This window comes from Nocardia sp. Tas62D01, assembly GCF_055232035.1.
Genome location: NZ_JBUYUZ010000001.1, coordinates 8,996,262 through 9,009,344 on the forward strand (window position 1 = coordinate 8,996,262; position 13,083 = coordinate 9,009,344).

The window sequence follows — 13,083 nt, forward strand, 5'->3', positions numbered from 1 at the left end:
GATCGTGAGCGTGATAGTGCCGACGCTCGACCGGCCCGCCGAGGCGGGTCAGGCTTTGGCAAGCATCGTCGGCCAACGCGGTGTCGACCTGCGCGAGATCGAGGTTGTCGTGGTCAACGACGGCGGCTCTGCGGTCGAGAACGTGGTGCAGGACGCCCGCGAACGGGGATTGGCGATCCAGTTGATCAACCATCCGCACCGACGTGGCCTGCCGTGCGCCCGCAACACCGGTATCGAGCACGCGCACGGCAGCTATATCGCGTTTCTCGACGACGACGACATCTTCCTGCCCGACCACCTCGCCACCGCCCTGGACGCCCTGGAATCGGGGACCGACGCGGTCGCCACTACGTGCCTGATCGCCGAACGTCGAATCGACCCGAGCACCACGATCGGCTCCATCCTCGCGGACACGACCCCCTGGGACGTCGCGTTCGACCCGGTGCTGTTGGAGGCGTGCAACCTGTTCCCCGTCCACGCCGCGGTCCTGCGGTCACCCCGCGCCGGGACAGCCCGCTTCGATCCCGGGCTGCCCGCGATCGAAGACTGGGACTTCTGGTTGCGGTTGACTCGCGAGCACCGCTACCGCATCGCGCGCCGCACCGTGCCGACGGTGGTCTACCACCGTCTCCCTGCGACGGGCAGCATGATCGGCGCGGTGGCCGACAACGCTGTGGCGATGGCGCGCTTCGGCGCGCTGGTCCGCCGGATCTGGGCTCGATGGCCGGCCAGTACGGACAGATCTCACCGATTCCGGCTCTACACCTCCATCATGTACTGGCAGGTGCTCGGCCAGCTCACGGCCGGAGGGCTGGCGAACCCGCACTACTACCAGCAGTCGATCCACGCGCTCGCCCATGCCTGGCGCGAACCTGCCGCCGAGACCGACCTGATCGAGCGATTGACCGACATCATTACAGCAACCGGGGAGAATGCCGATGAGCGGCGCACCGCCTGACCTCGATACCGCCACCGCGAAACTCGCCGCCGAACTCGGCGCGGCGGTCACGGTCGAGCGCGTCCTGCGCGCTACCGACAAGTCTCTGCTGGTTGTCGGCGACTACCAGGGCCGAGCGGCCGTGATCAAGGCGTGCCTGACCGACGAGACGTTCTGGCACAACAAATTCGAACACGAGATCGGCATCTATCGCACATTCGCGGCCTGTCCGCCCCCGGTGCGGGTGCCCGAACTGATCCATTCCGCGAACGGCCGGGTCATCGTCATCGAACACATCCCCGGCCGCGTCGTGGACACCGAGCGCTACCCGACCGGCCCCATCACCCCAGCAGTGCTCGACGCCGTCCTGAATACCCTGCTCGGGTTCGGCGCATGGAACCCGCCGCCGGGAGCGCTGTCGCCGGTGTTCGACTACCCGGACCGGGTGGAGCGCTACCACCGCATCGGGGTCTTTGACGACGACGACCGCACGGCACTACACCGACTCATCGCTGCCGTCGGCCCCATCGACGCAGTCTCCCACGGCGACCCGCTACCGTCGAACCTGCTGATCTCCGACGACGGCGACTGTGTCCCGGTCGATTTCGAGTTCACCGGGCTCTTCGCAGCAGGGTTCGACCTCGCGATGCTGCACACCTTGCTGGCAGACACACCGGGCGCGCAGTCGAGCATCGAGGCGATCCACGCCGAGATCGGCATCGAGACGCCGTTCCTGCTGAACCAGGCCATGGTGCTCTCGCGCGAACTACGCCTGCACACCGAACTCGACGACAGCGAGTTCCGCACCACCAGACTGGCGCTGATCGAACCGCAATGGGACACCTTCCGATCCCGCCTGCACGATCGGCGGTAGAGCGACATGCACATCGCGATCGTCCACCGCGACCTGCACTCGATCGGGCGCGGCGGCATCTGCACCCTCTACCGCGCCCTGGCGCCGCTCCTACGCGACGCCGGCCACGAGCTCACCTTCATCACCCAACACACGCCACACCCATTGTCCGAGCCCAGTATTCGAGTTCTGACACTGCCGCGCACCGAGGACCTGACCACCCATCGTAGAGCGGTGTCGGAGGCATTGGCGGCACTGCGACCGGATGTGGTGGAGTCCTCGTCCTGGGAAGCCGAAACCCTCGAATACCTGCGCCGCGCCGACGACCGTGCACCGGTCCTGATCCGGGGCGACCTGTCGGCCGCCACGATGGGCGCCTGGCCGCACCTGATCACCGCCGAGCACGAACTGCTGCGCCTCGCCGACACCGTGGTGGCGGTCAGCGAATTCGCCGCCGCAGACCTCGCCGCCGCCTACAGCATCGCCCGGCCTCACGTGATCGCCAACGGCGTCGACCGGCAACGGTTCGTCCCCGGACCGATCCGCCCGCCTACCAGCGGACAGCGGATCACTCTGGCGCCCGAGGGTCACGCCAGCACCAGTCGTCGGCTGACCGAGGACACCACCGCACCGCCGCCCTGGACCGATCCCTCAGATCGGCGACACCGATTGGTGTGGGTCGGCAAGACCACGCCGATGAAAGGCTGGGACCACCTCGAACGACTCGCCCACGACCTCGCGGACTGCGCCCACATCACAGTCCTGCTCGGCCACGCCCCGGCGCTGACGCCGATCACCCTGACAGGCACCGAAACCAACGTGACGATCCTGCGCGATCTGTCCGACACCGACCTCCCCAGCTTCTACCTGGCCGCGGACTACCTGCTGTCGACCTCGAGATGGGAAGGCTTCGGCCTGGCCATCGCCGAGGCACTGGCCTGCGGCACACCCGTCCTGCTGCCCGCCGACCTGGGCACCGCCCCGGAACTCCTCGCCGCCGGCGGCGGATACACCTACCACACCGACCACGACATCCGCGCCCTCCTCAACCAGCCCGCACAGCCCACCGGCGTACTACCGGCCACACTCGAATGGGGCAGGGCCGCAACGCAAACACTCGCGATCTACCAGGACCTGCACTCACGCCGAGCACAGCCATCGAAAGCATGACCAATGCGAGTCCTGATTCTCGGCCCGAACCATTCAGGCGGCAGCCTGCCGCCCTACCTCGACGCCCTCACCACCGGCCTGCGCGACATCGGCGTGCTCGCCGACCGACACGGATCAACCGCCATCCCCTACGACCAGGACAACCAACGATTCTGGCCGATCGACCGCATCGTGGCGTCGGCACGCGCATTGGCCGACCAGATCGACCCCGAAGCCTACGACGTCGTCGCCCTGCACGCGGGCAACCTCGAAATCGACCATCTCGTCGCCGCCTTCTGGCCCCGACGATCACGGCCCCCGATGGCCTACCACGTCCACACCCTCGACCCAACACTGTTTCGCGACCATGTGCCCCACGCGCGGTGGAACGGCGTTGTGCGAGAACAGATCGAGGACGCGAACGGGTACGTCTACTTCGGCCGTCACGGCAAGGCCCGACTGGCCGACGCCAGTCCCACCCTGTCCATGGGACAAGTCGCCTGGCTGCCCACCACGATCCCCGACGGCACAACGCCGCGCCCATCTCCAGCCCTCGCCGCCGCCTTGCACGTGCCGCAAGGCCTGCCCGTCATCAGCCTCTACGGGTTCGCGGCACCTTGGAAGGACGCCGGGCTGCTCACAGCAGCTCTACAGTTGATGCGCAAACCCGCCAGAGTCGTTCTGGCGGGCCAATTCTGGGATGACCTCACCGCAGCCGCCCCCGCGCGTTCACCTGGCAAGCCCGTGCGAATCGGCGTCACGGAGTTCATCGTCGTCGCCGAGTATGTCGACGCCGCCGGTCGCGCCGCCCTCATCCGTGCCAGTGCCGCCGGAGTGTTCCCCTACCGGGACCACCCGAGCTTCCAAGGCAGCGGAGCCATCGCCGACTATCTCGCACACAACGTGCCCGCCATCGCCACCGACGTCGCCAACATGGCCGAACTCATCGGTGACGCTGGCCATGTCGTTCCCGCTAACGACCCGGCCGCGCTCGCCGCCGCGCTCGATATGATCGTCGCGGGGGGATCGGCCGCCGCGGAATTCGCCGAACAGGCCCGCCGACGAGCGCACCTGTTCACCGCCGCCGCGCACGCCACACGCTGTGCTCGGCTCTACGAGCAGATCATCGACCTCGGAATGCGCAGGCCCTCATGAGTCCCGCCCGACTGATCCTAGTCCGCCACGGTCAAGCACACTGCAACGTCGCGGCCATCGTCGGTGGCCCACGCGGCTGCACCGGTCTCACCGACCTCGGACGCGACCAAGCCGCCCAGCTCGCCGCAAGGCTGCACACCGAGGCGATTACCGCCGCCTACACCAGTCCACTGCCCAGAACCCAAGAAACCGCCGACATCATCGCCGAGCGGCTCGGGTTGCCGATCGGCGTCGAAGCCGACCTGCGAGAGCCCGACTACGCGCAGGCCGACGGGAGACCCTGGACCAGCGTCGTCACGGACTTCGGCGATATTCCCGCGCTGCGGCCACACCATCCGATCGCGCCCGGCGCGGAAACCTGGGCAGATTTCCTGCACCGTGCCCGCAATACTCTCGCCGCGCTCCTCAAGCGGCATCCCGACGGCACCGTCCTGGTGATAGCCCACGGCGAAACAATCACTGCCGCGGCGTATCTGTTCCTCAACCTGCCCACCGAGACCCGCGCAACAACGGCGTTCGCCGCCCACAACGGCGGCATCACGATCTGGGAGAAACAACCGCTGGCTTGGACCCGGCCTGACGCCGGCCACCGATGGACCTTGCTGCAACACAACGACACTGGCCACCTCAGCGGGACATAGGAGCGCACTTGAACACGAAGACTTGACTAGGGAAGTGGACGATTCCGCCCACGGCCAGCAATGGTTCGCCGTCGATTTCGCACTTCAGCCCGGTGGCGTCGGCCAGCCGACGCAGTCCTTTGACGGCAACAGGTGCTTTCGAGGCACGGTCGGTTCCGTCGGCGATGATTTCCTGCACCGCAACGATGTCTGGATTGCGATCACGAATGAGTGTTTCGAGGCCGCGGTACCGTCTTTCCTTGTCCTCTACGCTGCTCGCGTACAGTTCCCAGGCGTTGACCGACAGCAGTGTGATCATTGAAATCCCCTCCCTTTCTTAGGTTTTCAGGTTTAACAGCTATATCCGCATTTCGTAGACCGCGCGGGTTTTTCCGGGGCCTTTGAAGTCGGTGACGACGGGGACCCCGTTGATGACCCGGTCGCCACCGATGTTGCTGAATCCGAGTGCGCCCCACGTCGTGTGGGCGGTGCTGTTGTTGGGTTCGCAGGTCAGATACATCCGTCGGCAACCCAACTGATCGGCTCGTTGGCGAAGCGCGTCCAGCAGCGCTCGCGTGACGCCTTGGCGGCGGTGGTTGGGGTGGGTGATGACGTCTTGGATGTAGAGGTCGGCAGGATTGTCTTGGCTGCGGAAGGCGATCACCGCACCGGCCACAGCGTCGTCGATGAGAGCGACTGGGCAGGTGGTGGAGAACAGGGTCGCGTACAGCCAGTAGTCGGAGTAGGTATTGGGGTGATGAAGGGGCCGCCGAGGCGCATCAGGTCGATCACCTCGGTAATGAGGTCTTGCCGCAGCGGTGTCACGATCACCACAGCACCGTATCGGGATCCCTCGGTGTAGACGAGGGTGTTTTGTCGGCGCGCCGGGCCGACAGGATGTCGCGGGGGTCAGTGCGCGATAGCGTCGATGATGGCGCGGGCACCCTGGCGCAGCAGGTCGGCGCCGACGAAGAAGCCGAGAGCCTGCGGGTCTTCGGGTACGCCCCACTGCTGGGAGTCCAGCCACTGGGAGCCATCAAGGCTGAATACCTTGCCGTGCAACACCAATCGCCCTGTCGGATCGGTGGTGGCATATCCGGCGATGGGTGAGTTGCAGTGCCCCTGGAGTGCGTGCAGCATCGCGCGCTCCGCGTCGGCCACACGCCGGGTGCTGGGGTGGTCGAGCTGTGCGGACAGCTTGAGCAGCTCGGTGTCGGCGGCGCGGCACTGCAACGCGATGATGCCCGCACCAATGGGTGGACACATGGTCTGCAGATCCAATGTCTCGGTGATCCGGTGGGCTTGGCCGACCCGATGCAGGCCGGACACAGCCGCGATCAGCACGTCGATGTGCCCTTCCTCGAGGCGGGCCAACCGCGTGTTCACGTTGCCGCGCAACGGTGTCACTGCCAGGTGCGGGTAGTGCAGGCGTAGCTGCGCGGTGCGGCGAACGGAGCTGGTCCCGACCACCGTGCCCGCAGGGAGATCGGCCAACGGTGCGCCGGTGCGGGTGATCACCGCGTCATGGACGTCCTCGCGCGGCAGGTATCCGGCGAACACCAAGCCCTCGGGCACGGGGATGTCGCCGGGGATGTCCTTGAGGCAGTGCACCGCCAGATCAGCGCTGTCGTCGAGGAGGGCGCGGTCGATTTCCTTGACGAACGCGCCCTTTCCGCCGAGCTTCGACAGGTCACCCATCCACCGGTCTCCGGCGGTGGTGACCTTGACCAATTCCGTGGTGGCATCGAGGTTTTCGAGGGCGTCGGCGACCTGTTCGGCTTGGTGCAGCGCCATCGGGCTGGACCGGGTGGCGATGCGGATGATGCGCGAGCCCGGCGGCATGGCGGGCACTTTACTCCGCAACCTTCGCCGCGATCACCAGGCCGCTATCCCAGTGCAGTCGGGACACGACCAGCTCCGGTTCAGCTTCGATGGTGCCGAGGAGGTCGTCCACGCGCGACTGATGGCCGTCGGGCCATGTCACCTGCGGCAGTAGATCATCGACCACATAGAGACCGCCCGGCGCGAGGTGTTCGAGCAGAACCTTGCGATTGAGGAACCTCCCTGGTCGGCAGTCCACGAACACCATGTCGAACGGCGCCCCCTCGTAGGAGTCGAGAAAGTCCTGGGCATCGGTGCAGTGCAGGCTGGCGCGCCGATCATGCATCAGCACACCATGGGCGATCGCAGATGTTTTCGGATCCGATTCCACGGTGTCCAGGCGGGCATCGGGGTTCATGCCCGACAGCAGCCATGCCGAGCCGACACCGGTTCCGGTGCCGAGCTCGAGGATGAACCCGCCAGGTTTGCTGGCGGCCAGGGCCCGCAGCACCGCCCCGGTGCGGGGAGTGCACGACATGTTGAACTGCGCGAATGAGGCGGCAATGTGCGCCTGCGCGACCATCTCCGGAACAGCACCTGGTTCGTCGATCATCGCTGCGGCTCCTCGGCCAGAGCACGGGCAATCCGCAGCGCGTCGTAGCTCATGATCAGGTCGGCACCTGCTCGTCGCAAGGATCGGGCGTACTCGAGGATGACGGCGTTCGGCGCGCCGGAGAACATGACATGCTCACCGGATACAGAAAACGCGGTCAGCGGGACATCGGTGGTGGCCCGCAGTCTGGTGAGGACATCGACCGAGAACAACGCAGGCTGTACCAGCAACGCATCCGCACCCTCGCTGAGCCACTTCGCGGCCTGCATCATCGCTTGGCGGGGGTGGCATGCATCGATCTGAAAGCCTCGCCGGTTGCCGCGCCCTGGGTCGGTGTTCATCAAATCCTTGTAGGGGCTGAAAAGGGCAGAATCGAAAATTACGCTCGGAGTGAGGCCGACATCGGGGTATCCGGCGTCGTCGAGCTGCAGGCGCAGCTCGTGCACGGATCCGTCGAGCAACGCGGCGGGCCCGACGATGTCGGCACCGGCTTGGGCATGAAGCAGGGCCATCCCGCCCATCAGGTCGTAGGTGTGTTGCAGGTCGGTGCGGCCGTCGCGGCCGAACAGCACGCATTCCCCGGTCGAGGTCCACTCGACGAGATCGATGCGCGGATGCGCCGGTGGGCGCACAGCCAGACGTACAGCACACCAGCCGCGACCATGTCGGGGCGCACGTGACTGGCCCGGCGATTCTCGTAGAACGGCGTCCTACCGTCGACGAATATCTTCTGCTTCGCCGTCTTGTGGGCTGGAAGTGTCCGCCCGAGGATGCCTGCGCGTCCGCGCTGGCGGCGAGTCTATTTGGACTCGTTGCAGTCGAACCCACTGCCGCAGTCAGTAGTCGACCGTCCGCGCAAGCCGTTACGATCTTGTTGGGCTGCGGCCGGATTCGGGAGCGGCATGTGTTAGGTGAGAGGCGGGTGTTCGCGTGCGAATGCTCGTTCTCGGCGGGTCGTGGTTCGTCGGTAGTGCGGTAGTCGCGGAGGCCGTGGGCCGAGGCCACGATGTGAGTGTGTTCAACAGAGGTGTGTCATGCCCTTCGCCCAATGCGGTCACGCATATCCGCGGTGATTGGGAGCGCGGGTCCGATATTGACAGGCTTGTCGGGGCTGGCCCGTGGGATGTTGCGATTGATGTCGCTGGTGCGATTCCGCGGTTGGTGCGACATTGCGCGAAAGTGCTTGCACCGCTCGTGAGTCGGTATCTTTTTGTGTCGACTATTTCGGTGTATCGAGATTGGCCGTACGCGCCAGTGGCCGAGGAGTCGCCGCTGTGGGATGGTCCCAATCCTGCTTATGATCCTGGGACTCGCGTGTGGGATCCCGATGCGTACGGTCCTCTCAAGGTGGGTTGCGAGGCTGCGGTGCAGGAGCAGTTCGGCACGGATCGCGTCTCGACCGTGCGGCCACACGTGATCCTTGGTCCCGGCGAGTATGTGGGGCGCTTGCCTTGGTGGCTATCGCGTATCGCTCGCGGTGGCCGGGTGCTCGTCCCGGCACCTGAACGCAGCATTCAGCCGATCGATGTGCGCGATGTTGCTGTGTTCGTGGTGGATCGTGCGGAGACATTCCGCCGCGGAGTGTTCAACATCGCGGCGCCACCAGGTCGCGAGACGTTCGGCGGGTTTTTCGACGCGTGCCGGTCAGCGACTGGCTCGGATGCGGTACCGGTGTGGGTCGACGAAGATTGGCTGGTGGCACAGGGGGTTACACAGTGGACGGAATTGCCTCTGTGGCGTGCTCTGCCCACCGCATGGTCGATGGCCACCGACCGCGCAGAAGGGGTAGGGCTGGCGTGTCGTCCTTTGTCCGACACCGTCGCCGACACCTGGGCGTGGATGCAGTCGGGTAGCCGACCAGTCGTGCACGAGCGAATCACCGAACACGGCATCGCCGCCGATCGTGAATCGTCTTTGCTGCGCGATTGGGATCGGTTGCGGTGCAGCTAGTTTCGCGGTTGATCGGCTGAGCATTAGGCTTTGAGTGTCTTCGCGAATGCGCGGTTGAAGTCCGGCCGGCCTGGAACATAGGCGGGGATCAGTTCGTAGCCGGCCGCTGGGTACAAGTGGGTAGCGGCCTGATTGTATGAGCCGGTTTCGAGGATGACCTCGCATGCGCCTCGGGAGGCAGCGTACTGCTCAAGCTCGGCCAGGACACGGCGGCCGAGACCAAGCGCGCGGTATTCCGGTTCGACGTACATCTTGCGGATTTCCATCACGTGGTCCCGCTGGAGGTAGGTTCGTATCCCGCCGCATGCGACGGCAACTCCTGCAGGTGTGTAGGCGACGACGAATAGTCCGTGGGGTGGGCGATACTCCGATGCCTTGTCCAGGCCTGGTGGGTCATCGAAGCCGACAACCGTGCGGCGCTCGCGCGCGTACGCGTGTAGAAGGCGCGCGGAGTCCGGTTCGTCGAAACCACGCGCGGCGAGCGTGATGTCGGTCGTGCTGCGAAGCCCTGCGCCGTGCGACATGCGACCCATTCCACGATTATCCGATTCAGTAACTCTAGGCGCATCCGGTGAGTGCGTGTTCGAGCTCGGGAAGGAAGTCGGCGACAACCGTCGCACGGCGGCGGCGCGTGAGCGCTTTTTCCAGTCTGCGGAGTTTTGCGACGCATCGACCTGACTGGACCTCCGGCAGCAGCAGTGCTGCGCGCCGGGCCGCGGCGACGACGCCGTCGAGGTCACCCAGCATCAGATGAACCTGCGCGAGCTGGCAACCGTGCAGGACGGCGGAACGCTGATAGCCGGGATCGTGATCCAGAACCGCGCGGGGTGTAAGCAATTGTGCTGCTCGATTCAGGAGCTTGCGGCGGTGGATCTCGGTGTGCTGTGCCAGATTGACCAAGCTGTACCCGGCCTCGGCAGCGAGTTGGTCCTGGGTGAGGTAGTACAGGTATGGCTCGGTATGGTCGCGCCGGGCCGACTCCAGCAGACCTTGGGCACGGTCGGTTGCTGTCTGGAACGCAAAGATGTCGCCGACTGCGGCATGTGCGGTGGCTTGTCGGCCGATGAGGCGGGCTTTGAGTAAAAGGCTCGTCATCGACATGCTGGATGCGGCCTCGGCGATGGCCAGTGCTGCCGGCGCGGCACCGGCCTCCGCGGCGATGTAGGCGAGCATTCCGGCGTTGTTGGCGGCGCGGCCGTCGTCGTGCGCTGCTCTGGCGATCCGGATACCTATTTCCAGGTATCGCTGTGCGATCTCGATGTCCCCGCCATCGAACTGCATCCACCCCAGCAGCTGTGCGAGATCGGCGATGGAGGTCAGCAAGATATCCCCGACATCGGGGTCGAAGCTGCCGCAACGGGCAAGGTCGAGGACGGTTGCGAGTTCCCGCGAAACATAACGCAGGCTGACGGCGCCACCGCCTTGGCAGTCGTCGAGCTGGCGCAGGGCGGTGACGTGATGAGCGATAAGTGTCGCCTGCGATTGCTGCACGCGATCGCGGCTGCGGGCGACCACGTACGGTTCGACCGGCCCATGCAGCCCTGAAATCACGGCCGTCGCGAGTTCTGTGCTGCTGATCGGCGCAGGGCGATAGCCTGCGGCAAGTTGATCGAGCGAACGAAGCGCATCGTCGATGCTTCCATCAGTGGACAATCGCTCGCGCGTGGCGACCCGTGTGGCGCGGGCGTGGCCTGGCCACAGTTCAGCAGCGGAGACATAGCGACCAAGCCGCTCGGTCAGCACGGTGGCCACGACCTCGGGAATGCCGTTGGTCGGGCAGTAATTGGATTTGACCCAGGGGTAGGCACTGGTCACGTCGATGCGTTCATTCCCGCGCCCGCGTTCTCCGAGCCAGGCATTGACCGCCCGCGTCAGGTCACGTGGACCCCAACCTGCTTGATCGAGGGCAGCGCGCATCGCCATCGCCTGTGAGGCCGATCGAGATTCGTCCACGCGTTGACAGTATCGCCGCGCGGCCTGGCGAAGCCCGGTTCGACAGCAAGTTCACGAACTTCACGGGTTGTCGTCAACCTTCACGACGTTCATGCGTACAGCCGGTTCCGGTTCCCTACTGCTGGCGGGTTCACTCAAAGGTGGCAGTTCTATTCAGCTGAAGGCGCTTGGGGCCCATAGGGTTTCGCTGCGCCGTCAAACATCATATTCGCGGCGCGGTCGTGCGTCGACCGAGCACCCGAGGGCACACCCCTGAGTCGAAACATCTACGCGCGCAACGCTGTTCCTCGCATCGCCGGACATGTCGGCATGAACAGCACCAGCGCCGGAGCGCTTCGTGGTCTTTCGACGTGCTGGTCATATCGCGGCGCGGGTCGTGTCGATCGAACACGGAGGGTGTCCCCATGAATCAGAAGGCCTATCAGCGCATCAGCGTGGCCCGGGTGGCCGGTCACATCGGTGCCGACATCAACGGTGTCGACCTGTCGGCGCCCCTTGATGCTGAAACGGTCGCCGAGATACGTGATGCGCTACTGGCACACAAGGTGGTGTTCTTCCACGACCAGAAGATCGGCCACGCCGAGCATGTGGCCTTCGGGAAGCACTTCGGGGAGTTGACATCTCGTCCGCGACCGCAGAGCGGCGGGGACCTGGACGAGTTCCCGGAGATCTGCACGATTTCTCCGACGATCGATATCGAACGGTATGGGCGCGATATCGAGGCGCACTACCGCAGCCGGTGGGTCTCGGCGCTCGGTGGGTGGCACACCGATATGACCCATGCGATCAACCCTCCGATGGCCTCCATCCTGCGCGCGGAGACCGCGCCCGACTTCGGTGGTGACACCCAGTGGACGAACCTGGCCGCCGCGTATGAGGGGTTGTCGGTGCCGATGCGGCGACTAGTCGATGACCTGCGCGCCGAGCACACCTTCTGGGCGGGCTATCAGATGTCGGAACACGACCAGGTGGACCACTCGATCGTGGAGATGGTGAACGCGAAGGCGATGGTTTCGGTTCACCCAGTTGTTCGCGTGCACCCCGAGACCGACGAAAAGGTGCTGTTCGTGTCGCCGTCACGGACCAGCCACATCCTCGGTATGAGCCGCGTCGAGAGCCGACGGTTGCTCGATCTCCTGTACGAGCAGATCACCCGCCCCGAGTACACCGTCCGATTGCGGTGGGCGCCAGGCACTGTCGCGTTCTGGGACAACCGTTCGACCGCGCATATCGCCGCAGCCGATGTGGACGCCGCCGACGGATCACGGATCCTGCATCGCGTCACCATCGTCGGCGACATACCTATCGGGCCCGATGGGGTTTCCTCCTACGCGGTGACCGGTCGGCCGTTCGGGAGCGTGGACCGGTGAGCATCCTCGACTACGACCCGTTCGCACAAGGTTCGCTCACTGACATCGCGAACGCGTACACGCTTTTCGAGCAATTCCCGCAGTACCAGGCCGTGCTCGGCTGGATTGGTGAGTTCGTGCTCCAGCCGGATCCGCGGCTGCATCGCGCCGGGGCCGTGTGCCCGCGGCTGGCGCCGGCGATCGACCAGAATTCGGTTCGGCTGGTCGCTGTCCGGACGGCCGGGGCGACGCTGAAGGAGGCGGTCGAGACCGTCCCGCAGCTGGCTGATGCGTACTGCGAACTGTTCGATGAGCCCGGCGCGTTCAGGCGCGGTGCGCTGCTGGCGGTTTTCCCGGATATCGACCCAGGTGCTGCGGCGGAGTTCATCGACGCCGGCCACGCGCGAGTGCGAGCCGATTTCGTGCGGCGCGGGTTGATGCTGGGTGAGTTCCACAAGGCCAGTTCAGTTGGCAGCGTGCGTAATCCATCGTTTCCGGTGATGCAATGCCCGGCGCCGATGTTCGCGGTCCGCGCGCTGACGACACACGACATCCTGTTCCTCGACCAGCCCGGCGAGCACCGCGAGGAGCTGCTCGGCTACTACCACGAGCACGTCGGCGCACACGCCCCCGCAGGTCTCGTCGGTCGTGTCCAGCAGACCCTCACAGCGATGAGGCGATGA

At 65.5% G+C, this 13,083-nt stretch carries 15 protein-coding genes and 1 pseudogene; 9 read left to right on the forward strand and 7 right to left on the reverse strand.

Annotation, left to right across the window (positions count from 1 at the left end; genetic code table 11):
- Window positions 1-4: 4 nt before the first annotated feature.
- The 5 genes from ACV7NQ_RS43815 to ACV7NQ_RS43835 are packed head-to-tail and all read left to right on the forward strand — an operon-like array spanning window position 5 to window position 4,735.
- Window positions 5-958, forward strand: a complete 954-nt coding sequence (locus ACV7NQ_RS43815; RefSeq protein ID WP_463364867.1) for a glycosyltransferase family 2 protein — start codon at window positions 5-7, stop codon at window positions 956-958.
- Entirely contained in the window at window positions 939-1,811 is an 873-nt protein-coding gene (locus ACV7NQ_RS43820; RefSeq protein ID WP_463364868.1) for a phosphotransferase, read from the forward strand. Before ACV7NQ_RS43815 ends, ACV7NQ_RS43820 begins: the two co-directional genes overlap by 20 nt.
- Before the next feature lie 6 nt (window positions 1,812-1,817).
- Window positions 1,818-2,960 (forward strand): glycosyltransferase family 4 protein, encoded by a 1,143-nt coding sequence (locus ACV7NQ_RS43825; protein ID WP_463364869.1) that lies wholly within the window; start codon window positions 1,818-1,820, stop codon window positions 2,958-2,960.
- 3 nt (window positions 2,961-2,963) lie between these two features.
- Window positions 2,964-4,094, forward strand: coding sequence for a glycosyltransferase (locus ACV7NQ_RS43830; RefSeq protein WP_463364870.1), 1,131 nt, complete (start codon window positions 2,964-2,966; stop codon window positions 4,092-4,094).
- A complete protein-coding gene (locus ACV7NQ_RS43835; protein WP_463364871.1) occupies window positions 4,091-4,735 on the forward strand; it encodes a histidine phosphatase family protein in 645 nt (214 codons plus the stop codon). Before ACV7NQ_RS43830 ends, ACV7NQ_RS43835 begins: the two co-directional genes overlap by 4 nt.
- On the opposite strand, the gene ACV7NQ_RS43840 is transcribed toward ACV7NQ_RS43835, so the two are convergent.
- Genes ACV7NQ_RS43840 through ACV7NQ_RS43860 form a run of 5 tightly spaced genes read right to left on the reverse strand, consistent with a single transcriptional unit; the run spans window position 4,722 to window position 7,780 of the window.
- Window positions 4,722-5,033, reverse strand: coding sequence for a hypothetical protein (locus tag ACV7NQ_RS43840; RefSeq protein WP_463364872.1), 312 nt, complete (start codon window positions 5,031-5,033; stop codon window positions 4,722-4,724). The two genes, ACV7NQ_RS43835 and ACV7NQ_RS43840, sit on opposite strands and share 14 nt — an antisense overlap.
- 39 nt (window positions 5,034-5,072) lie before the next feature.
- Window positions 5,073-5,741 (reverse strand): GNAT family N-acetyltransferase, encoded by a 669-nt coding sequence (locus ACV7NQ_RS43845; protein WP_463364873.1) that lies wholly within the window; start codon window positions 5,739-5,741, stop codon window positions 5,073-5,075.
- Window positions 5,624-6,556: a hydroxymethylbilane synthase gene (gene hemC, locus ACV7NQ_RS43850; RefSeq protein WP_463364874.1), complete on the reverse strand. Its 933-nt coding sequence runs from the start codon at window positions 6,554-6,556 to the stop codon at window positions 5,624-5,626. Before hemC ends, ACV7NQ_RS43845 begins: the two co-directional genes overlap by 118 nt.
- Before the next feature lie 10 nt (window positions 6,557-6,566).
- Complete coding sequence (locus ACV7NQ_RS43855; protein WP_463364875.1) at window positions 6,567-7,148, reverse strand: O-methyltransferase; 582 nt, start codon at window positions 7,146-7,148, stop codon at window positions 6,567-6,569.
- On the reverse strand, window positions 7,145-7,780 hold the full coding sequence (locus tag ACV7NQ_RS43860; RefSeq protein ID WP_463364876.1) for a hypothetical protein: 636 nt from the start codon (window positions 7,778-7,780) through the stop codon (window positions 7,145-7,147). Before ACV7NQ_RS43860 ends, ACV7NQ_RS43855 begins: the two co-directional genes overlap by 4 nt.
- A 304-nt stretch (window positions 7,781-8,084) precedes the next feature.
- Here ACV7NQ_RS43860 and ACV7NQ_RS43865 point away from each other — a divergent pair.
- Together ACV7NQ_RS43865 and ACV7NQ_RS43870 are read left to right on the forward strand one after the other, a co-directional pair.
- Window positions 8,085-8,282 (forward strand): annotated as a pseudogene (locus ACV7NQ_RS43865) (NAD-dependent epimerase/dehydratase family protein); the annotation flags it as partial.
- 351 nt (window positions 8,283-8,633) lie between these two features.
- A complete protein-coding gene (locus ACV7NQ_RS43870) occupies window positions 8,634-9,098 on the forward strand; it encodes a hypothetical protein (protein WP_463366153.1) in 465 nt (154 codons plus the stop codon).
- Window positions 9,099-9,121: 23 nt separating this feature from the next.
- Here the strand turns inward: ACV7NQ_RS43870 and ACV7NQ_RS43875 are convergent, their stop codons facing one another.
- Both ACV7NQ_RS43875 and ACV7NQ_RS43880 read right to left on the reverse strand, forming a co-directional pair.
- The gene (locus tag ACV7NQ_RS43875) at window positions 9,122-9,622 is read right to left on the reverse strand and encodes a GNAT family N-acetyltransferase (protein WP_463364877.1); all 501 of its coding nucleotides are present in this window, start codon (window positions 9,620-9,622) and stop codon (window positions 9,122-9,124) included.
- 34 nt (window positions 9,623-9,656) lie between these two features.
- On the reverse strand, window positions 9,657-11,051 hold the full coding sequence (locus tag ACV7NQ_RS43880; RefSeq protein ID WP_463364878.1) for a hypothetical protein: 1,395 nt from the start codon (window positions 11,049-11,051) through the stop codon (window positions 9,657-9,659).
- A 404-nt stretch (window positions 11,052-11,455) separates the two neighbouring features.
- Between ACV7NQ_RS43880 and ACV7NQ_RS43885 the strand changes: the two genes are divergently transcribed.
- Entirely contained in the window at window positions 11,456-12,421 is a 966-nt protein-coding gene (locus tag ACV7NQ_RS43885) for a TauD/TfdA dioxygenase family protein (RefSeq protein WP_463364879.1), read from the forward strand.
- Complete coding sequence (locus tag ACV7NQ_RS43890; protein ID WP_463364880.1) at window positions 12,418-13,083, forward strand: DUF6875 domain-containing protein; 666 nt, start codon at window positions 12,418-12,420, stop codon at window positions 13,081-13,083. Before ACV7NQ_RS43885 ends, ACV7NQ_RS43890 begins: the two co-directional genes overlap by 4 nt.